The sequence below is a fragment of the Eubacterium oxidoreducens genome (assembly GCF_900104415.1).
Lineage (GTDB): Bacteria > Bacillota > Clostridia > Lachnospirales > Lachnospiraceae > Eubacterium_C > Eubacterium_C oxidoreducens.
In genome coordinates, this window is record NZ_FMXR01000026.1 from 1 (window position 1) to 19401 (window position 19401).

At 36.7% G+C, this 19401-nt stretch carries 20 protein-coding genes, 2 tRNA genes, 1 rRNA gene, 1 other RNA gene, 1 pseudogene and 1 other annotated feature; of the genes and pseudogenes, 19 read left to right on the forward strand and 6 right to left on the reverse strand.

The genetic code is table 11. From position 1 onward, the window contains the following. Window positions 1-210 precede the first annotated feature (210 nt). Window positions 211-449 (forward strand) — a binding site (T-box leader). A 60-nt stretch (window positions 450-509) separates the two neighbouring features. The 7 genes from tyrS to BLS20_RS13030 all read left to right on the forward strand — a co-directional run bounded on the left by tyrS (window position 510) and on the right by BLS20_RS13030 (window position 8386). Beyond that, a complete protein-coding gene (tyrS, locus tag BLS20_RS13000; RefSeq protein ID WP_090174788.1) occupies window positions 510-1730 on the forward strand; it encodes a tyrosine--tRNA ligase in 1221 nt (406 codons plus the stop codon). Between the two features lie 73 nt (window positions 1731-1803). Continuing rightward, window positions 1804-2772, forward strand: coding sequence for a calcium/sodium antiporter (locus tag BLS20_RS13005; RefSeq protein WP_090174789.1), 969 nt, complete (start codon window positions 1804-1806; stop codon window positions 2770-2772). A gap of 70 nt (window positions 2773-2842) precedes the next feature. Next, a complete protein-coding gene (metG, locus tag BLS20_RS13010; protein WP_090174790.1) occupies window positions 2843-4786 on the forward strand; it encodes a methionine--tRNA ligase in 1944 nt (647 codons plus the stop codon). After that, on the forward strand, window positions 4787-5569 hold the full coding sequence (locus BLS20_RS13015; protein WP_341443243.1) for a TatD family hydrolase: 783 nt from the start codon (window positions 4787-4789) through the stop codon (window positions 5567-5569). Between the two features lie 11 nt (window positions 5570-5580). After that, window positions 5581-6453, forward strand: coding sequence for a 16S rRNA (adenine(1518)-N(6)/adenine(1519)-N(6))-dimethyltransferase RsmA (gene rsmA, locus BLS20_RS13020; RefSeq protein WP_090174791.1), 873 nt, complete (start codon window positions 5581-5583; stop codon window positions 6451-6453). Between the two features lie 47 nt (window positions 6454-6500). Beyond that, entirely contained in the window at window positions 6501-8111 is a 1611-nt protein-coding gene (locus BLS20_RS13025; RefSeq protein WP_090174792.1) for a GGDEF domain-containing protein, read from the forward strand. A gap of 8 nt (window positions 8112-8119) precedes the next feature. After that, window positions 8120-8386: a GIY-YIG nuclease family protein gene (locus tag BLS20_RS13030; protein WP_341443244.1), complete on the forward strand. Its 267-nt coding sequence runs from the start codon at window positions 8120-8122 to the stop codon at window positions 8384-8386. Window positions 8387-8415: 29 nt separating this feature from the next. Here BLS20_RS13030 and BLS20_RS13035 read toward each other — a convergent pair whose 3' ends face one another. The 3 genes from BLS20_RS13035 to BLS20_RS13045 all read right to left on the reverse strand — a co-directional run bounded on the left by BLS20_RS13035 (window position 8416) and on the right by BLS20_RS13045 (window position 10028). Continuing rightward, window positions 8416-8958 (reverse strand): NADH peroxidase, encoded by a 543-nt coding sequence (locus BLS20_RS13035; protein ID WP_090174793.1) that lies wholly within the window; start codon window positions 8956-8958, stop codon window positions 8416-8418. 43 nt (window positions 8959-9001) lie between these two features. Further along, window positions 9002-9382 (reverse strand): Fur family transcriptional regulator, encoded by a 381-nt coding sequence (locus tag BLS20_RS13040; RefSeq protein WP_341443245.1) that lies wholly within the window; start codon window positions 9380-9382, stop codon window positions 9002-9004. Between the two features lie 94 nt (window positions 9383-9476). Further along, complete coding sequence (locus tag BLS20_RS13045; protein WP_090174795.1) at window positions 9477-10028, reverse strand: GNAT family N-acetyltransferase; 552 nt, start codon at window positions 10026-10028, stop codon at window positions 9477-9479. 107 nt (window positions 10029-10135) lie between these two features. Between BLS20_RS13045 and tadA the strand changes: the two are divergent. The 3 genes and pseudogenes from tadA to BLS20_RS13060 form a co-directional block, all read left to right on the forward strand. After that, a pseudogene (tadA, locus tag BLS20_RS13050) lies at window positions 10136-10594 on the forward strand (tRNA adenosine(34) deaminase TadA); the annotation flags it as partial. Window positions 10595-10643: 49 nt separating this feature from the next. Next, window positions 10644-10907: signal recognition particle sRNA large type (gene ffs, locus BLS20_RS13055), an RNA gene on the forward strand. A gap of 12 nt (window positions 10908-10919) precedes the next feature. After that, window positions 10920-10993 (forward strand) — tRNA-Ile (locus BLS20_RS13060). A gap of 65 nt (window positions 10994-11058) precedes the next feature. Here the strand turns inward: BLS20_RS13060 and BLS20_RS13065 are convergent. Together BLS20_RS13065 and BLS20_RS13070 are read right to left on the reverse strand one after the other, a co-directional pair. Next, window positions 11059-11247 carry a hypothetical protein gene (locus tag BLS20_RS13065; protein ID WP_090174796.1) on the reverse strand — a complete coding sequence of 63 codons (189 nt, stop codon included), beginning with the start codon at window positions 11245-11247 and terminating at the stop codon, window positions 11059-11061. Between the two features lie 16 nt (window positions 11248-11263). Beyond that, window positions 11264-11632, reverse strand: coding sequence for a metal-dependent transcriptional regulator (locus tag BLS20_RS13070; RefSeq protein ID WP_090174797.1), 369 nt, complete (start codon window positions 11630-11632; stop codon window positions 11264-11266). Window positions 11633-11816: 184 nt separating this feature from the next. On the opposite strand from BLS20_RS13070, the gene BLS20_RS13075 reads away from it, so the two are divergent. Then, the gene (locus BLS20_RS13075; protein WP_278286174.1) at window positions 11817-12104 is read left to right on the forward strand and encodes a DUF2325 domain-containing protein; all 288 of its coding nucleotides are present in this window, start codon (window positions 11817-11819) and stop codon (window positions 12102-12104) included. 135 nt (window positions 12105-12239) lie between these two features. On the opposite strand, the gene BLS20_RS13080 is transcribed toward BLS20_RS13075, so the two are convergent. Beyond that, window positions 12240-12328: transfer RNA gene (locus BLS20_RS13080), tRNA-Ser, on the reverse strand. Window positions 12329-12461: 133 nt separating this feature from the next. Here BLS20_RS13080 and dnaX point away from each other — a divergent pair. From dnaX to BLS20_RS13120, 8 genes are all read left to right on the forward strand, one after another. After that, complete coding sequence (dnaX, locus tag BLS20_RS13085) at window positions 12462-14021, forward strand: DNA polymerase III subunit gamma/tau (RefSeq protein WP_090174799.1); 1560 nt, start codon at window positions 12462-12464, stop codon at window positions 14019-14021. Between the two features lie 33 nt (window positions 14022-14054). After that, the gene (locus BLS20_RS13090) at window positions 14055-14396 is read left to right on the forward strand and encodes a YbaB/EbfC family nucleoid-associated protein (RefSeq protein ID WP_090174800.1); all 342 of its coding nucleotides are present in this window, start codon (window positions 14055-14057) and stop codon (window positions 14394-14396) included. Between the two features lie 18 nt (window positions 14397-14414). Then, a complete protein-coding gene (recR, locus tag BLS20_RS13095; protein WP_090174801.1) occupies window positions 14415-15011 on the forward strand; it encodes a recombination mediator RecR in 597 nt (198 codons plus the stop codon). Between the two features lie 39 nt (window positions 15012-15050). Beyond that, window positions 15051-15887: a transketolase gene (locus BLS20_RS13100; RefSeq protein WP_090174802.1), complete on the forward strand. Its 837-nt coding sequence runs from the start codon at window positions 15051-15053 to the stop codon at window positions 15885-15887. After that, on the forward strand, window positions 15875-16816 hold the full coding sequence (locus BLS20_RS13105; RefSeq protein WP_090174803.1) for a transketolase family protein: 942 nt from the start codon (window positions 15875-15877) through the stop codon (window positions 16814-16816). Before BLS20_RS13100 ends, BLS20_RS13105 begins: the two co-directional genes overlap by 13 nt. 75 nt (window positions 16817-16891) lie before the next feature. After that, window positions 16892-18106, forward strand: a complete 1215-nt coding sequence (locus BLS20_RS13110; protein WP_090174804.1) for a DUF5711 family protein — start codon at window positions 16892-16894, stop codon at window positions 18104-18106. A 20-nt stretch (window positions 18107-18126) separates the two neighbouring features. Next, window positions 18127-18825, forward strand: a complete 699-nt coding sequence (locus BLS20_RS13115) for a CvpA family protein (RefSeq protein WP_090174805.1) — start codon at window positions 18127-18129, stop codon at window positions 18823-18825. Window positions 18826-19298: 473 nt separating this feature from the next. Beyond that, window positions 19299-19401 (forward strand): 16S ribosomal RNA (locus tag BLS20_RS13120); the annotation flags it as partial.

The window sequence follows — 19401 nt, forward strand, 5'->3', positions numbered from 1 at the left end:
TTAACTCAGTCGGAGCTTGTACCCCGACTGAGTTAAACGCTCCGCGAGGATGCGCACGGATTCGGACAGGAATTTGTCTGCTGAAGCAGACCCGAATCCGGCGCGCAAGACTCGCGAGCGAGTCTTGACTAATTTTGAAATAATTTTATTGTGGATAAATATGTGGAGATTGACAAAATAAAATACCTTTAATATAATAGCAAAGAATATGAAAAGGCTAAGATCAGACCAAGTAATTATATAGGAAGATCACAGAGAGTTGCCGGTTGGTGAGAGGCGCAGATCCAAGTATATAATGAATACTTCTGTGAGCCTCGCACTGAATTAACAGTAGGCTGCGACGGATGCGACCGTTACATCGCTGAGTATTTTATATACTTATTGAGGTCATGTATGTAAGTACATGATGAAAAAAGGTGGTAACACGAGATTTTCCCCTCGTCCTTTTATAGGATGAGGGGTATTTTATTAAGAAAAAAATAGAAAGTAATAAAAGAAAGGAACTAATCATGACAGTATATGATGAATTGGTAGCAAGAGGATTAATTGCACAGGTAACAGATGAAGAAGAAATTAAGGATTTGATTAATAATGGAAAGGCAACATTTTATATCGGCTTTGATCCGACTGCAGATAGTCTTCATGTAGGACACTTCATGGCTTTATGTCTTATGAAAAGACTACAAATGGCTGGTAATAAACCAATTGCTTTGATTGGCGGCGGAACAGGAATGATAGGAGATCCTTCAGGAAGAACTGATATGCGTCAAATGATGACCGCTGAAACCATTCAACATAATTGTGATTGCTTTAAGAAGCAAATGTCTAGATTTATAGATTTTTCTGATGGAAAAGCATTAATGGTAAATAACGCTGATTGGTTACTTAATTTGAATTATGTAGAAGTTTTAAGAGAAGTAGGTGCACATTTCTCTGTAAATAGAATGCTTACAGCAGAATGCTATAAACAGAGAATGGAAAAGGGGCTTAGCTTCTTAGAATTTAACTATATGATTATGCAAAGTTATGATTTTTACATGTTATATCAAAAATATGGATGTAATATGCAGTTTGGTGGAGATGATCAGTGGAGTAATATGCTAGGCGGAACTGAGTTAATCAGAAGAAAGTTAGGAAAAGATGCTTATGCTATGACGATAACATTATTGCTAAACTCAGAAGGAAAGAAAATGGGGAAGACACAGTCTGGTGCTGTATGGCTTGATCCAAATAAGACGTCGCCTTTCGATTTTTATCAGTACTGGAGAAATGTTGCAGATGCAGATGTTTTAAAATGTTTAAGAATGTTGACATTCCTTCCATTAGAACAGATTGACGAAATGGATAAATGGGAAGGAGCTCAGTTAAATAAAGCAAAAGAAATTCTTGCTTATGAATTGACGAGCCTGGTTCATGGTGAGGAAGAAGCAAAGAAAGCACAAGAAAGTGCAAAAACATTATTTTCAGCAGGAAATGCACAAAACATGCCATCCGTGCAATTAGAAGAAGAAAGTTTCATAGATGGTAAAGTTGATATCTTAACGATGTTAGTTAATTCGGGATTGTGTACATCACGTTCTGATGCAAGAAGAACCGTAGAACAAGGTGGAGCGACATTTATGGGAGAAAAAGTTACAGATATTCATGCATCCTATGATAAAGAATTGTTGCAAAAAGAAGAATGTGTATTAAAACGAGGAAAGAAAAAATTCTGTAAGATAGAAGCATAAAAATAATAGCTGCTCACATTAAGGGAGCAGCTATTTTGAAAAAATTAATTCGTGAATTAATAAAGGTGATGCTATGATATTAAAATGTATACTTTTAGTTGTGGGATTTGTATTGTTAGTAAAAGGTGCAGATTACTTTGTAGAGGGAAGTAGTGATGTAGCCAGAAGACTTCGTATCCCATCAATTATTATTGGAATGACAATTGTGGCAATGGGAACCTCACTTCCAGAGTTGGCAGTCAGCATTTCTGCTGCAATAGCAGGAAGTAATGAGATGGCATACAGTAACGTTGTCGGATCTAACTTATTTAATTTATTAGTTGTATGCGGGGCGGCAGCTTTATTTACACCACTAACGATCCATACAAAGACCTTGAAACGTGAATTTCCATTTTCTATAGTTATAACAGTTCTATTGCTTATTTTTGGGTATTTCGGTATGAGTGTAGGACATTTAGATGGATTAATATACGTTGTTATATTCATTATATTTATAATAATGATGGTAAAATCCGCTATGAATGAGCGTAAAGCGGCAGAAGTAATCAAAATTGAAACCGATAAACAGCAAGAAATGAAAGAAAAGAAGCCACTTCCGATATGGAAAGTTTTGATTTATATAGTCGCAGGAGCAATAGCGGTTGCGATAGGAGGACAATTGGTTGTAGATTCAGCAGAAGGAATTGCGCAATTTTTTGGCCTATCAGATACTTTAATTGGACTTACGATAGTTGCATTTGGAACCTCACTTCCGGAACTTGTTACAGGAATAGCTGCAGCAAGGAAAGGCGAAGTGGATATGGCACTTGGAAATGTCATAGGCTCAAATATTTTTAATATACTTTTCGTTTTAGGACTGGCCGCAAGTATAAGCGGAGTTGAAGTAGTACAAAATAATTTAATCGATTGTGTAATCTTAATTATTTTAAGTGTTTTGGTATGGATTTTTTGTATTACGAGAAAAAAAATCAGCCGTTTAGAAGGACTTATCATGGTTGTAATATATGGAGTATATGTTGTATACATTTGCATAAGAGCCTAGATATGTCTATAATAAATATGAATAAGTATGCTTGTGGAAGACAAGTATAATTAAGGAGGAAACGTACACAATGCAAAGCAAAGGAAGATATTATATTTCCACAGCGATTGCCTACACATCAGGAAAACCACATATAGGCAATACGTATGAAATTGTGCTTGCCGACAGCATAGCCAGATATAAAAGACAGACCGGATATGATGTCTATTTTCAGACCGGAACAGATGAACATGGACAAAAAATTGAATTAAAATCTAAGGAACAAGGAATATCACCAAAAGAATTTGTCGATCATGTATCCGGAGAAGTTAAGAATATTTGGGATCTTATGAATGCTTCTTATGATAAATTTATAAGAACAACAGATAAAGATCATGAAAAATGTGTACAGAAAATTTTTAAGAAATTATATGATCAAGGAGACATTTACAAAGGACATTATGAAGGAATGTATTGTACACCTTGTGAATCATTCTGGACACCATCTCAACTTGTAGATGGCAATTGCCCTGATTGCGGAAGACCGGTAAAACCGGCAAAGGAAGAAGCATATTTCTTTAAGATGAGTAAGTATGCAGACAGATTAATCGAATATATTAATACACATCCTGAATTTATTCAGCCAGTATCTAGAAAGAATGAGATGATGAATAATTTCCTGCTTCCGGGACTTCAGGATTTATGTGTTTCAAGAACATCATTTTCATGGGGAATTCCGGTTGATTTTGATGATAAGCATGTAGTTTATGTATGGTTAGATGCGTTGACTAATTATATCACCAAGATTGGATATGATCCGGATGGATCGTCGGAAATGTTCAAAAAATATTGGCCGGCTGATCTTCATTTGATAGGCAAAGATATTATTCGATTCCATACTATTTATTGGCCAATCTTTTTGATGGCACTTGGATTACCGCTTCCAAAGCAGGTATTTGGACATCCATGGCTTCTTCAAGGCGATGGAAAAATGAGCAAATCAAAAGGAAATGTTTTATACGCGGATGAACTTGTAGAGATTTTTGGTGTAGATGCGGTAAGATTTTTTGTGCTTCATGAGATGCCATTTGAAAATGATGGCGTGATATCATGGGAATTGTTAGTAGAACGAATCAACTCAGAACTTGCCAATACACTTGGTAATCTTGTTAACAGAACAATTTCCATGAGCAATAAATACTTTAACGGAATCGTGGAAAATACAACTGTCAATGAAGATGTTGATGAAGACTTGAAAGCAGTTGTAACAAAGGCTGCTGAAAAAGTTGAAGAAAAGATGAATGAACTGAGGGTTGCAGATGCAATTACCGAAATATTTAATGTATTTAAGAGATGCAATAAATATATAGATGAGACAGAACCTTGGGTACTTGCAAAAGAAGATGCGACAAAACCAAGGCTTGCAACGGTTTTATATAATCTTGTTGAGGGAATTTGTATTGGTGCTCAATTACTAAAAAGTTATATGCCAAATACAGCGAAGGAGATTTTGTCCCAATTAAATGCAAAAGAACGAGATTATGACACTTTAGATCAATTTGGTCTATATGAATCCGGAAATAAAGTGACACAAACACCAAAAATCTTATTTGCAAGATTAAAATTAGAAGAAGTAATGGAGAAAGTACAAGCTCTTCATTCAGCAGAAGAAGAGCCGATGGAAGAAGGCGTGGATATGGAGAAAAAGCCGGAAATCACATTCGAAGATTTTGAAAAACTTCAGTTCCAGGTGGGCAAGATTGTAAAATGCGAAGAAGTAAAAGGCTCTAAGAAGCTTCTTTGCTCTCAGGTTCAGATTGGAAATGAAATAAAGCAGATCGTTTCCGGAATCAAAAAATACTACACACCGGAAGAGATGATTGGAAAGAAAGTGATGGTATTGGTAAATCTCAAACCTGCGAAATTAGCAGGAGTTCTTTCTGAGGGAATGATTTTATTTGCAGAAGATGCAGAAGGAAAATATGTAGCAGTAACTCCGGAAAGAGATGTTCCGCCAGGATCGGAGATTGCATAAATGTCAGATATGATATTTGAAACACATGCGCATTATGATGATGATAAATTTGACGAAAATAGAGATGAGTTGTTAAAACAACTTCCTTTAAATGGCATTGGCTATGTTGTTGATGTCGGAGCTAATCTTGAGTCAACAAAAAAAGCGATAAAACTTTCCGAGCAATATGATTATATTTATGCATCAGTTGGCGTTCATCCAAGTGATATTGAAGATCTTAATGAAGAAAGCTACGATTGGCTTGGTCAACAGATGAAACATAAAAAGGTCGTGGCGGTTGGAGAAATAGGACTTGATTATTATTGGGAAAAAGAAGATGCCATAAGACAGCGTCAAAAATATTGGTTTTCGAGACAGATTGAACTGGCAAAAAAAGGGAATCTTCCCATAATAATTCATTCGAGGGAGGCTGCACAGGATACCATAGCGGTGATGAAAGAATCTCATGCCGAAGAAGTTCCGGGAATTATTCACTGTTATTCTTATTCAAAAGAACTAGCAAAAATATTTTTGGATATGGGTTATTACCTTGGAATCGGTGGAGTGGTAACATTTAAAAATGCAAGAAAATTAGTGGAGACAGTCAAAGAGACGCCAATGGATCGATTGTTATTGGAAACCGACTGTCCATATCTTGCACCGGAGCCGAATAGAGGCAGACTCAACAGCTCCTTAAATCTAATCTATGTGGCAGATAAAATTGCAGAGATAAAAAATCTTACGCGTGAGGAAGTAATCACCATTACGACTCAAAATGCAAAGAAATTATATAGGATAGATTAACAGAGGTGTTCATGGCTAATTTAGGAAATCCAAAGGAAACAATAGCAGTATTGCAAAAATACCAATTTGAGTTTCAAAAGAAATTCGGACAAAACTTCTTAATCGATCCATCTGTATTAGACCGAATTATTGAAGCAGCAGATATTACAAAAGAGGATTTTGTACTGGAAATCGGGCCTGGAATTGGAACTATGACACAGCGACTATGTGAGGCTGCAAGAGCAGTAGCTGCGGTTGAAATAGATAAAGCATTAATTCCGATTCTTTCCGATACATTACGTAATTATGAAAATGTAGAAATTATCAATCAAGATATTTTAAAAGTGAATATTGAAAAATTGGCACAAGAAAAAAACGGCGGACGACCAATTAAGGTTGTGGCAAATCTGCCATACTATATAACAACCCCAATTATTATGCAGTTATTTGAAAAGAATGTACCGTTAAAAAGTATAACCGTTATGGTACAAAAAGAAGTGGCAGATCGAATGCAGGCAAAACCGGGGAAAAAAGATTACGGAGCATTATCTTTGGCCGTACAGTATTATGCAAAGGCTGAGATTGTGGCAAATGTCCCGCCAAATTGTTTTATGCCAAGACCAAAGGTAGGATCAGCGGTTATTCATTTAGAATGTTATAAAACAAAACCGGTTCAACCGGATAATGAAAGATTATTCTTTCAGATTATACGTGCAAGTTTTAATCAGCGCCGTAAAACATTGGCAAATGGATTAAACAATGCACCGGCTATTCCGCTCGCAAAAGAAGAAATTATAGAAGTTCTTAAAGAGAGTGGATTTTCAGAAAATATACGCGGAGAAAAGCTTAGTATAGAGGAGTTTGCAAAGCTTAGCGACAGGGTTAATATGAGGGTTAATAAATAATACCGGTACGCAACGGGCAAGACAAAACAGGCAGAAAGGAACCGCGCATGGAATTTATTGAGTATGGAAGTGAAATCCGCAAGCGATTGGACGCAGTACATAATAATTGCGGAAGAAATCCTGAAAAAATGGAACAAGAATGTCAAGAACTTGAACATTTAGCAAGAAAAATGCAGGATGACAAGCTCATGGGATTTGTTGCATTTTATAGAGGACAAAATGCATATTTGACAAATCAGATGGGAGATTTATTCAGATATTGTCTAGAGGGAATGGAATATCAGGAAAAAGCAGAACAATGGGAGTATATTGTTTTGTCATACAATTTGCTTGGAATCACTTCTGTAAATCAAGGGAACGCATTATTCGCAATTGATTATTATTTAAGTGGATTGAATCTATGCGAAGAACATAATCTATTAACAGATGCTTATATTCTTAATATGAATATAGGTGCTCTTTATATGCGCTTTGGGGCATATGAAGCTGCACATCAATATCTAGATCGAAGCTTGAAATTGATTATGCAGGATAAGAATAAGGAACGATACTACAATGATATTACCGTACTTTATATATCACTAGCGAATTGTGAAATGCACCGGGATAATATAAGTGGTGTAAATTATTACCTGAAAAAGGTTTTAAGCGAATGTTATGAGTATATAGATAACCAGATTAAAATTTATGTTAAGACATTTCAGGTTCAGTCTTATGAAAAAGAAGAAAAATACGAACAAAGAGATCGGTTAATAGAGGAGCTCACACAAGAATTTCCTAAAATTCAAATCAATATGGATTTATATGAAGATTTTTACAATTTTGCGCAGTATCTTTTAACCATAAAAAAATACGATGATTTTGAAATCATAATGCATAAATTAGAAGAACCGATAGACCAGTCTAAGTTAATACGTCAGCAAATGCAGTTTATTCAACTTCAAATGGATTATTATGACGCAATTGGAGAAGAAGAAAAATTCAATGAGGCTGCTAAGAAAAATTATAAATTAGTTTCAAGACTCGAAGAAGAAGATGCTATGACCATGCGTTCAATTATTAAAATGCGAACGGATTTGGAGCTTAATAAAAAACAGTCCAAGAAAATGGAATTGGAAAATAAAAAGTTGCAAAAACAGTCAGAAACGGATTCTCTTACCGGAATGGCAAACAGGTTTTACCTTAACCGTTATGCAGAAAAAATATTTCAGCATTGCTATGTAAATAAGACTATGCTAGGTATGGAGATTCTAGATATTGATTATTTTAAGCAGTATAATGACAATTATGGGCACCAGGCCGGAGATAATTGTATAAAAATGGTGGCAGAAGCAATTAAAAGCCTTGAGAAATATGGTCATATATTTACAGCAAGATATGGTGGAGATGAATTTGTCATTATTTATGATGGATATGGAAAAGAAGAAATGGAACAATTTGCCAAAGAATTAAAAGAAAAAATTATTCAGGCAAATTTAAAACATGAATATTCACAGACTGCGAAAATTGTAACGGTATCACAGGGAATTTGTTATGATATACCGGATGATAAACAAAAAATCTGGGATTATTTATATAGTGCGGATAAAATACTTTATCATGTAAAAAAACAGTCCAGAAATGATTACGGAATCGGACATTGCGATCATATGCTGTAGGTGAATAAATGAAAGAGCAAATAAACTATACTTATATCGTAAAATGCAGCGATAATACGTATTATACAGGGTGGACAAATAATATTGATAAACGAATAAAAGCACATAATAATGGTAAAGGAGCAAAATATACAAAAGCGAGAAGGCCGGTAGAATTGGTATATTTAGAGACATTTGCCACAAAACAGGAGGCAATGAAAAGAGAAGCCGAAATAAAAAAACTAACAAGAAATGAAAAAGAAGAACTAATAAAAAAAGAACTTCCCACAGCATAAGTAGGAAGTTCTTTTTGATTAGATAGGTACTATCCAAAATATCTCTTTAATAAACCTTCAAAAGCTTTACCATGTCTAGCTTCATCACGAGCCATTTCATGAACAGTATCATGAATTGCATCAAGATTAGCAGCTTTTGCTCTTTTGGCAAGATCGGTCTTACCAGCAGTAGCACCATTTTCTGCATCAACTCTCATTTGAAGATTTTTCTTTGTAGAGTCTGTAACAACTTCGCCTAATAGTTCAGCGAATTTTGCAGCATGTTCTGCTTCCTCATAAGCAGCTTTTTCATAATAAAGGCCAATCTCCGGATATCCTTCACGATGAGCAACACGAGCCATAGCAAGATACATTCCAACCTCTGAACATTCACCTTCAAAGTTAGCACGAAGATCCGCAAGGATATCTTCGCTGACCCCTTTTGCAACGCCAACGACATGTTCGGCAGCCCAAGTCATTTCACCCTCTTGCTTGTTGAATTTTTCAGGTCCAACACCACATACCGGACATTTTTCAGGAGCTTCATCTCCTTCGTGCACATAACCGCATACACTACATACATATTTTGCCATAATAAAAATCCTCCTTAAGTAAAAAAAATAGATTCATAATAAATTACATTTGTGTCTTACAATCCGGACAAGTCCCATGAAAATAAATGATATGTCCTTCAATTTCACCATCAAACTCAATAGAAGCAAGAGAATTAATGTGCTCAAGATGCTTCATTTTGAGATCAAACAGCCTATTACACTTGTTACAGATAAAATGATAGTGGGGAGAAGTAAATCCATCGAATCGATCGATTCCATCACCAAAATCTAGCTTTATAGCGTCTCCGCGTTCCACTAAAAGATTAAGATTGCGGTAAACGGTTCCTAATGAAATATTAGGCATTGTTTTTTTTAAATCCTGATAAATCATCTCTGCGGTTGGATGTGTAGTATGGTTTTGCAGATAATGCTTAACAGCTTCTCTTTGCTTACTGTAATGCAAAATATACCTCTCCTTAAATCAATAATCATTACTGTTATTGATAGTATAAAGGCAGGAAATGCCATTAGTCAATTATAACATTTAGTATTGATTACTAATTGCTGGGACAAATCAAACTATAACGGATATGATCTTTCCATTCATTGCAGATTTTGGCACAAGAAAAGCAAAGACCTTCGTTTCGGAAACCGAGTCGATCAAGCAATCGCTTGGAGTTATCATTATCGGGAAGAACATAAGCTTCAATTCGATGAAAATTCATTTCATGGAAAGCGACATCACAAAGAAAGCGAATCGCTTCTGTTGCATATCCTTGTTTTTGATAATATTTGTCAAATTTATATCCGATTTCTAAACTCATAAAGGAACTTTTTCGAATATTGTGAAAAGAGGAAGTTCCAATAATTTTAGAGGGATTTGACTTTGGAAAAATCCAAAAACGAACAAAAGCCAATTTGGTAGCAAGATTGAATTCCGTGCGAAGCATCGACTTTTGGTAGTTAATCGTATAGAAATTATAAGGTCTAGACGGTTCATATGGTTCAAAAATATCGCGATTATTATGGAGAAATCGAAGAACCTGCGTTGCATGAGATTCGTCGAGAATTTTAATAATCAGACGATCTGTTTCATAATAAAAATTCATAGTATTATTTCCTTATGTGGATGGGATTATTTGCCTATATTATAACATTGATTATTGAGATAAAAAAGAGAGGATGATACAATAAACGAGGTGAAAGGAGCATGACGATGAAAAAAGAAAAATATATGCGAGAAGCAATTCGTCAGGCAAAAAAAGCAGCTGCACTAGATGAGGTTCCAATTGGATGCGTAATCGTTCAAAATGAAAAAATAATTGCACGGGGTTATAACAGAAGAAATACGGATAAAAATGTATTAGCACATGCTGAAATATCAGCTATAAAAAAGGCCTGCAAAAAGACCGGAGACTGGAGACTTGAAGATTGTGAAATGTATATAACACTTGAGCCATGTCAGATGTGTGCCGGAGCCATTGTTCAAAGTCGTATGAAAAAGGTTTATATTGCAACTAATAATCCCAAAGCCGGATGTGCCGGATCTGTAATAAATATATTGCAGATGCAGCAGTTTAATCATCAGGTGGAAATAGAAGAAGGATTATTAAAAGAGGAATGTTCTACGATGTTGAGTGAATTCTTTCGTGATTTACGAAAAAGGAAAAAAAATAAGGTAAAGGAATTGACAAGTATGGTAAGACTAGATTATAATAAAAACTCCGAGCAGCCGGAGTGTTAGCGGTACTCTTTACCATCAATCCGCTATAGTTGGGGTGATGCCCCGCCTCGGGCTTTGGAATTGCAGAGCCGCCCTTTATAAGTGGCGTTGAAGCTTGGGTCTTAAGCGACGGAAATCTGCGAACTGGGTCAGGTTGGGAACAAAGCAGCCCTAAGTAGAACCTTCCGGGTGCCTTGAGGGTGCCTGGGCTGAGTTAACTGTAGAGGTAACGTCTGTGGTTACGGGTTCAAAGCGGGACGCTCGGTTTTGAATAGAGGGGCTTATAGCTCAGCTGGTTAGAGCGCACGCCTGATAAGCGTGAGGTCGGTGGTTCGAGTCCACTTAAGCCCATTAAAAAAAGATTGCGATATGCAATCTTTTTTTGTTTCACGAATGATATTTGTATGAAGTATCATTTAAAGTTCTTTTACCAAATAGATAATCAAAACAATAATTAAAACAATTACACAGCCTAAAAGCTTTGACATCTGTTTTTTGTCTTGGAATGTATCCTTGATTGGATTGTAATTTCCTCTTGAAGAAATTGGAGAAGAAGCTTTCTTTGCCTGTTCTTTTTTCTTCTTATTATTTATATAATAAGCCATAGCATCTACTCTCCGCTTAGTGGTTATCTACATAATTCTTAATAGCTCTAAAGGTTTCTTCTGTTATTACATGCTCAATCTGACAAGCATCATCTTCAGCGATTTCACTGTTAACTCCAAGATCCTCTAACCATTTTGAGAAGAATTCATGACGCTCACCCATTGATTCAGCTATTTCAAGTCCTGATTCTGTAAGATAAATAAAACCTGCATCCGTAACTGTAATATGATTCTGTTCTCTAAGATTTTTCATAGCCACAGAAACTGAAGACTTCTTAAAACCAAGCTTATTGGCGATGTCAACAGAACGAACAACAGGAAGTGATCTGCTTAAAAAAAGAATTGTTTCTAAATAATTTTCTGCGGATTCATTCTTGTGTACCATGGTGGATACCCCCGTAATCGTATAAGTATAGTCTAAATTAAGTTATTAAATAACGAGATTATTTTACCATAAGGAATATCTAATTTCAACAAGAGGAAAGAAAAAAGTTGTTGACATCTAAAGGAAATTAGAATATACTAAGCATAGTTAGAGGGTTGGTTACGAATAACACTTGTTAGGAGGGATTAACACGAGCGTAGTTATTATAGGTGGCCATGACCGCATGGTTGGAAAATATAAAGAAATTTGTAAAAAACATAAATGTAAGGCAAAAGTATTTACACAGATGCCTGCAAGATTAAGTGAACAAATCGGTTCACCGGATATGGTAATCCTATTTACCAACACGGTATCGCATAAGATGGTACATTGTGCAGTAAATGAAGCACAAAAGTGCAATGCGAATATCGTAAGAAGTCACACCAGCAGTGGCACTGCACTAAAAGAAATTTTAGAGCAGGCCTGCTCATAAAACACCACTGATGAATCCTTTCATCATAATGTATTGCTTGTTTTAGTAATACAATAATCTCTTAAAAATCAATTTACCTAATGAACCAGAAGCTCCCGGAGATCATCCGGGAGTTTTTGGTATGAAAAATAAAAACGGGGAGCATGGGATTTGAACCCACGGTACTTCGTTAAAAGTACACGGCTTTTCGAGAGCCGCACCTTAAGCCACTCGGACAACTCCCCATATGCTTATCGATTGTACCATAACATAAGAGGGAATGATAGAAATATTTGGTGATTTTACAAGAAGCCGTACAAAAAAAATTATGCTATACTATATAAAGAATGTCCAAAATGGGGAAGAAGGGGAAAGGCTATGTCTTATACAGCGCTTTATCGAAAATTCCGTCCACAGGAATTTCAGGATGTAAAAGGTCAAGATCATATTGTTTCTACATTAAAGAATCAGATAGAAGCTCAAAGGATTGGGCATGCGTATCTATTTTGTGGAACAAGAGGAACCGGAAAGACTACAATTGCAAAGATTTTTGCAAAAGCTGTGAACTGTGAACATCCTGTTGACGCGAGCCCATGCGGACACTGTCCAACCTGTGAAGCGATTGCATCCGGGGCGTCTATGAACGTTATAGAGATTGATGCTGCTTCAAATAATGGTGTAGATTCGGTAAGACAGATCAGGGAAGAAGTCAGTTATTCGCCCCCGGAGGGAAAGTATAAAGTTTACATTATAGATGAGGTACATATGCTTTCTACGGCTGCATTTAATGCTTTGTTAAAAACACTAGAAGAGCCGCCGGCATACGTAATTTTTATACTGGCAACAACAGAGGCTAATAAGCTTCCGATTACCATTCTATCCCGTTGTCAAAGATATGATTTTAGAAGAATAACGATAGAGACCATTAGTAATCGACTTAAAGAATTGATGAAAGAAGAACAGGTTCAGGTCGAAGAAAAAGCGATTCGTTATATCGCAAAAGCGGCAGATGGTTCTATGCGTGATGCACTAAGTTTGCTAGATCAATGCATTGCATTTAATCTTGGAGAAGAATTAACTTATGATAAAGTATTAGAGGTTTTAGGTGCAGTTGATACGGAAGTATTTGCCCGATTGCTTCGACATATTGAAAGTGGTGAGACGTTAAAGGCCATAAAATTACTCGAAGAAATGGTCTACAGAGGAAGAGAACTTCCCGTGTTTGTGGCTGATTTTACCTGGTATTTAAGAAATCTACTTTTGCTTCAAAGTACCGATCAAATGGAAGATGCATTAGATGTATCAACGGAAAATTTGATGCAGATGAAAGAAATAGCACAACAGGTGGAAGCAGCAACACTGATACGATATATAAAAGTGTTTTCTACATTATTAAACGATATCCGTTTTTCCTCACAAAAAAGGGTACTGATAGAAGTTGCGATTATCAAACTTTGCAGACCACAGATGGAACAAAACTATGATTCTTTGCTCCAAAGAATTTCCAATCTAGAAAAGAAAATAGAACAGGGAAACTTTACAGAAAGATTGAATGCAACACCACAGATTCAGACAGAAGATATTTCGGAAGAGATAGAGATTCCAAAAGCCGTTCCGGAAGATATCAAAGAAGTTGTAAGCAGATGGAACGAAGTCATGCAAGATCGAAATATTTCTCCGATGAAACGTGGAACATTTATGCAGGCACATTTAAGTATTGCCGGAAATAATGGTTTAAGGGTAAGCGTTCAAAGTGGAATTATTGGTCACATGGAATCGTCTAAGAGTGAACTAGAAGCGGCGATTCGATCTGTAATAAAAAAAGATGTTGAAGTTTTGATAGAAAGCATGGATAATAAAACACAGGCAAATCGCAATCATGGCATGAATCTGCAGGATATGTTTGGAGGAATGCCAATTGTAGAAGAAGATTCGTAGAGAACGAAGGAATAGGATAACAGGAGGAACATCATGGCTAAAAAAGGTGGTTATGGCGGCGGAATGCCGGGAAATATGGGAAATTTGATGAAGCAGGCACAAAAGATGCAGCGTCAGATGGAAACAGCGACAAAAGAACTTGAAGAAAAAGAAGTGACTGCAGCAGCAGGTGGTGGAGCTGTTGAAGTAACCGTATCAGGTAAAAAAGAAGTATTAAAGGTGAAAATCGATAAAGAAGTTGTAGATCCGGATGATGTAGAAATGCTTGAGGATTTGATTATGGCAGCAACCAACCAGGCATTAAGAGAAATTGATGAAATTTCAAGCAAATCCATGGCACAAATCACAGGTGGTCTGGGCGGTTTCCCGTTCTAAAATGTAAGTAGGAATAAAATGGATTATTATAGTGGACACATTACAAAATTAATAGAAGCGTTTTCTTCATTGCCGGGAATAGGAGCAAAGTCAGCACAGCGATTGGCATTTCATGTTTTAAATATGCCGCTAGAGCAGGTGGATGAATTGACGGAGGCAATCTCTCAGGCAAGAAGGAATGTGAAATATTGCAAAAGTTGCCTGACTCTTACAGATGAGGAAATGTGTCCCATCTGCAGCAGCAGTAAACGAAATCATAAGCAGATTATGGTGGTAGAAAATCCGCGGGATCTTGCAGCATATGAAAAGACCGGTAAGTACACCGGAGTTTACCACGTGTTACATGGTGCAATTTCACCCATGCTGGGAATCGGTCCGGGGGATATTCGTTTAAAAGAATTAATGCAACGTCTGCAAGGAGATGTGGATGAAGTCATTGTTGCAACGAATTCTTCTCTAGAAGGAGAGACAACGGCAATGTATATCAGCAAATTGATTAAGCCGACCGGAATTAAAGTGTCACGAATTGCCAGTGGCGTTCCGGTGGGAGGCGATTTGGAATATATTGATGAAGTAACGTTACTTAGAGCTTTGGAAGGAAGAACCGAGCTTTAGACAATATGATATGCCAGGTTTGGCAGAATGGAGGATATGATGACAAATCAGGAATTACAAAAACAGGCAAATACAATTCGTAAGGGAATTGTAACAGCTGTTCACAGTGTAAAGTCCGGACATCCGGGTGGATCGTTGTCGGCAGCAGATATATTTACTTATTTATATTTTGAAGAATTAAATGTTGATCCTGCGAATCCTAAGAAAGCAGATCGAGATCGATTTGTATTATCGAAAGGACATGTAGCGCCGGGGCTTTATTCAACACTTGCACATAAAGGATTTTTCCCGGTTGAAGATTTGACAACACTTCGTCATGTTGGATCTTATCTGCAGGGACATCCGGATATGAAACACATTCCGGGAGTAGATATGTCATCCGGTTCTTTGGGACAGGGATTTTCTACAGCAGTCGGAATGGCACTTGCCGGACAGATTGATCAGGCAGATTATAGAGTATATGCTCTTTTAGGAGATGGAGAAATTCAGGAAGGACAGATTTGGGAAGCTGCAATGTTCGCAGGATTTCACAAGATGGATAACCTGGTTTGCATTGTTGATAATAATAATCTTCAGATTGATGGATGTATCGATGATGTATGTTCACCATATCCGATTGATAAAAAGTTTGAAGCTTTCAATTTCCATGTTATTAATATCAATGGACATGATTTTGATGAAATTCGTGCAGCATTTAAAGAGGCGAAAGAAACAAAGGGATGTCCTACAGCAATTATTGCACACACAATAAAGGGCAAAGGTGTATCCTTTATGGAAAATCAGGCCGGATGGCATGGAAAAGCACCAAATGATGAAGAATACAAGATTGCAATGGATGATCTTGAAAAGGAGGCAGCAGCATTATGTCAGAAATAAAGAAGATTGCAACAAGAGAAAGTTATGGTAATGCACTTGCCGAACTTGGAAAAGAACATGAAGATATTATTGTTTTAGATGCAGATCTTGCAGGGGCAACTAAGACCGCAACCTTTAAAAAAGAAGTTCCAAATCGATTCTTTGATTGTGGTATAGCTGAGTGTAATATGGCAGGAATTGCAGCAGGACTGTCAACCTGTGGCAAAGTACCGTTTATGAGTTCGTTTGCGATGTTTGCAGCAGGAAGAGCTTATGAGCAGGTAAGAAATTCTATTGGTTATCCACATTTAAATGTAAAGATTGGAGCAACTCATGCAGGAATCTCAGTCGGAGAAGATGGTGCAACACATCAGTGTATAGAAGACATTGCACTTATGAGAGAAATTCCGGGAATGACCGTGATTAATCCGGCTGATGATATAGAAGCAAGAGCTGCAGTACGGGCCGCATACGAGCATGAAGGTCCTGTTTATATGAGATTTGGACGTCTTGCAATTCCGGTGATTAACGATGAAACGACATATAAGTTTGAACTCGGTAAGGGAATTGAAATGAAATCCGGAAAAGATGTAACGATTATTGCAACCGGACTTTGCGTAGGCGAATCTCTTGCAGCAGCGAAGATGCTAGCACAAGATGGAATTGATGCGCAAGTGATTAATATTCATACAATAAAGCCGATTGATGAAGATATTATAGTAAATGCAGCAAAGGCAACGGGAAAAGTTGTTACGGTAGAAGAACATTCTGTAATTGGAGGTTTAGGAAGTGCTGTTGCGGATGTGCTTTGCGAAAAGCAACCAACGAAGATGATGAAGATTGGTGTAAATGATGTATTTGGCGAATCCGGACCTGCAGTTGAGTTGATTCATAAGTATGGATTAGATGCAGAAGGAATTTATGGAAAAATTAAGGATTTTCTTGCATAAAATAAGTTACAATGAAAGGTGTCAGGTGCAAACGCATTTGACGCCTTTTGTAAATATCTAATCAGGGGGAGCGCGATGTCAGATCTCAATAATCGACAACAATTCAGGACGGTACATACAGATATAGAAGAAATGAATGCCATGATAGCAGAGCACAGAAAGAAGATTTTGACTCGTGTCATTATTATAGTGGCAATATGTGTAGCTGCATTGGTAACATATGAACTGATTATTCATCTGCGCACTTATGATAACTATCGGGTGGCAAAAGAAGTAGAGCGTCAAGACTCTTCGGGAACCGTATTTGAGAAAATGAATGGTAACATTCTTAAATATTCCCATGATGGGGTGAGCTATACAGATTTAGAGAACAACCTCATTTGGAATCAAACCTATGAACTTCAGAATCCGCAGGCAGATATCTGTGAATCTTATGTGGTCGTTTATGATAAAAGCGGCAGCGATATTTATATTTTAAATACGGAAGGACTACAAAGTCATTTGCAAAGTGAGCAGCCCATTGTAGCAGCGTATATTGCAAAGCAGGGAACGATTGCTGTATTGACGGTTGAAGATACAACCAGCCAGATTGAGTTATATGATAAGGACGGAAATCAACTAGCAAAAGGAGAAATCCACATAGAAGAAGGTGGATACCCTGTAGATATTGCCATTTCACAGGATGCACAAAAGCTAGCTGTGTCAACAATTGATATTAGCGATGGTTCGGTGAAGAGTACGATAATGTTTTACAATTTTTCTGATGTTGGAGAAAATGAAACCGATCATATCGTAGGGACGTTTTCCTATGCGGGAACAATGATTCCGCGAATCGAATTTCCGCAAAATGATGAGCTGATTGCATTTGGAGATAATGAAATTATTATTTTCAAGGGAAGTCAAAAGCCGGAAGAAGATACAACAATAAAGTTAAAAGAAGAGGTGAAAAGCATATTATATAACTCTTCCTACTTTGGCATTGTACAAGATTATGTGGCAGAGGAAGATGATGAAGAGGAAGTCCCGGCATATCAGATGGTGATCTATGACTTAAATGGAAAACAGATTACAAAAAGCGGATTTGATTATTCATATTCTAAGATTGAATTTCTTGAAAATAATGAGATTTGCATGATGGGCGAGAAAAGTTGCGCCATTTATACATTAAAAGGGAAGAAAAAGTATGAGGATACCTTCGATGAGGAATTATATAAAATATATTCCGGAAAAACGCAGCGCAGTTATATCTTTTTGATTAGCAAAAAGACGCAAAAGGTATATCTGCGGTAAATAAAGAAAGAAGGTTAAGAATGAATTGGTTATTTATAATCGTAGTACTGTTTTTATTGTTTCAGATCATAAGAGGAGCTCGAAGAGGCGGTGTAAGAGTGCTATTTGGAATGATTGGTCTTATTATCGTTCTGGCATTTGCAATCTTTGCAGCACCGCATGTGAACACATTTTTAACAGATCACACATCGATTTATGAAGCGGTGGAAGAAAAGTGTGAAGAGAAAATAAAGGAAAAGTCGCAAGCAAAGATTAGTGATCAAACAGAAACAATCACAGATGCCATAGAAAACACAGGGCTTAATTTGTCAGAAAGTGACAAAGAAGCTTTACAGGAAACGGGAACGGATACAGCAAGTGATGTATTAGAAGACGCCGGAGTATATTCCGCGACTGCTCAAAGTCTAGCCAGTGTGATTGTAATGGTAATTTCATTTATTATATGCCTGGTTATTGGAGCAATTATTGTTGCTATTATACAGCATTATATGCAAAGGCTAATGGATCTGCCGGGACTTAGAACCGTTAACAGAATAGTAGGAGCAATTTTGGGATGCGTAAAAGGGCTTATATTCGTCTGGATAGTGTTCTATCTGCTTTCGCTGACCGCAATTGTAAATGAAAATGGTACCATTATAACCATGGTGAAAGATAATCCGTTTTTAAATCTTTTATATGAAAATAATATTTTGGTTACTATTATGCAAAACGTATTTTAGGAATCAAATCAATAAGTAAAGAAAACAAAAGATATGAGGGATATATATTGTAGGAAAATAAAAGTAAAACCACAATATATGTCCCTTAAAAAATTAATTAAAAAAAAGTAAGAAATATGGTTGACAACATGCTGTTCTAAATGGTAGTATATTTTTCGCACAACCCGTGAACATCTGAAAATGCAGTAGAAACGGGTAAAATCTGACGAAAAAAACAACTAAAAAAAATAAAAATAGTTGTTGACAAGAACGTCAGAACATGATAGTATTAAATAGTTGTCGGCAAAAACAAAAACCGACATGAACCTTGATAACTGAACAGTGAAATAACCTTGAAAAATTCTAAGAGAAACGTTCTTAAAAGAACAGTTAATCGATTAGATTAACACCTAAAAACAGTAAAGCATCTGACTAAAAGGGATGCACAAGGATAAAAAGCCAAGAAGTAATTCTGAAGCAATTATCAAAAGATTAAACATGAGAGTTTGATCCTGGCTCAGGATGAACGCTGGCGGCGTGCTTAACACATGCAAGTCGAACGAAGCACTTTATTACGATCTCTTCGGAGTGACGATT

Excerpts from the sequence above, each read along its gene's own strand:
- tyrS (WP_090174788.1), top strand. The coding sequence starts at position 510 with ATGACAGTATATGATGAATTGGTAGCAAGAGGATTAATTGCACAGGTA.
- BLS20_RS13005 (WP_090174789.1), top strand. The coding sequence starts at position 1,804 with ATGATATTAAAATGTATACTTTTAGTTGTGGGATTTGTATTGTTAGTA.
- metG (WP_090174790.1), top strand. The coding sequence starts at position 2,843 with ATGCAAAGCAAAGGAAGATATTATATTTCCACAGCGATTGCCTACACA.
- BLS20_RS13015 (WP_341443243.1), top strand. The coding sequence starts at position 4,787 with ATGTCAGATATGATATTTGAAACACATGCGCATTATGATGATGATAAA.
- rsmA (WP_090174791.1), top strand. The coding sequence starts at position 5,581 with ATGGCTAATTTAGGAAATCCAAAGGAAACAATAGCAGTATTGCAAAAA.
- BLS20_RS13025 (WP_090174792.1), top strand. The coding sequence starts at position 6,501 with ATGGAATTTATTGAGTATGGAAGTGAAATCCGCAAGCGATTGGACGCA.
- BLS20_RS13030 (WP_341443244.1), top strand. The coding sequence starts at position 8,120 with ATGAAAGAGCAAATAAACTATACTTATATCGTAAAATGCAGCGATAAT.
- BLS20_RS13035 (WP_090174793.1), bottom strand. The coding sequence starts at position 8,958 with ATGGCAAAATATGTATGTAGTGTATGCGGTTATGTGCACGAAGGAGAT.
- BLS20_RS13045 (WP_090174795.1), bottom strand. The coding sequence starts at position 10,028 with ATGAATTTTTATTATGAAACAGATCGTCTGATTATTAAAATTCTCGAC.
- BLS20_RS13065 (WP_090174796.1), bottom strand. The coding sequence starts at position 11,247 with ATGGCTTATTATATAAATAATAAGAAGAAAAAAGAACAGGCAAAGAAA.
- BLS20_RS13070 (WP_090174797.1), bottom strand. The coding sequence starts at position 11,632 with ATGGTACACAAGAATGAATCCGCAGAAAATTATTTAGAAACAATTCTT.
- dnaX (WP_090174799.1), top strand. The coding sequence starts at position 12,462 with ATGTCTTATACAGCGCTTTATCGAAAATTCCGTCCACAGGAATTTCAG.
- BLS20_RS13090 (WP_090174800.1), top strand. The coding sequence starts at position 14,055 with ATGGCTAAAAAAGGTGGTTATGGCGGCGGAATGCCGGGAAATATGGGA.
- recR (WP_090174801.1), top strand. The coding sequence starts at position 14,415 with ATGGATTATTATAGTGGACACATTACAAAATTAATAGAAGCGTTTTCT.
- BLS20_RS13100 (WP_090174802.1), top strand. The coding sequence starts at position 15,051 with ATGACAAATCAGGAATTACAAAAACAGGCAAATACAATTCGTAAGGGA.
- BLS20_RS13105 (WP_090174803.1), top strand. The coding sequence starts at position 15,875 with ATGTCAGAAATAAAGAAGATTGCAACAAGAGAAAGTTATGGTAATGCA.
- BLS20_RS13110 (WP_090174804.1), top strand. The coding sequence starts at position 16,892 with ATGTCAGATCTCAATAATCGACAACAATTCAGGACGGTACATACAGAT.
- BLS20_RS13115 (WP_090174805.1), top strand. The coding sequence starts at position 18,127 with ATGAATTGGTTATTTATAATCGTAGTACTGTTTTTATTGTTTCAGATC.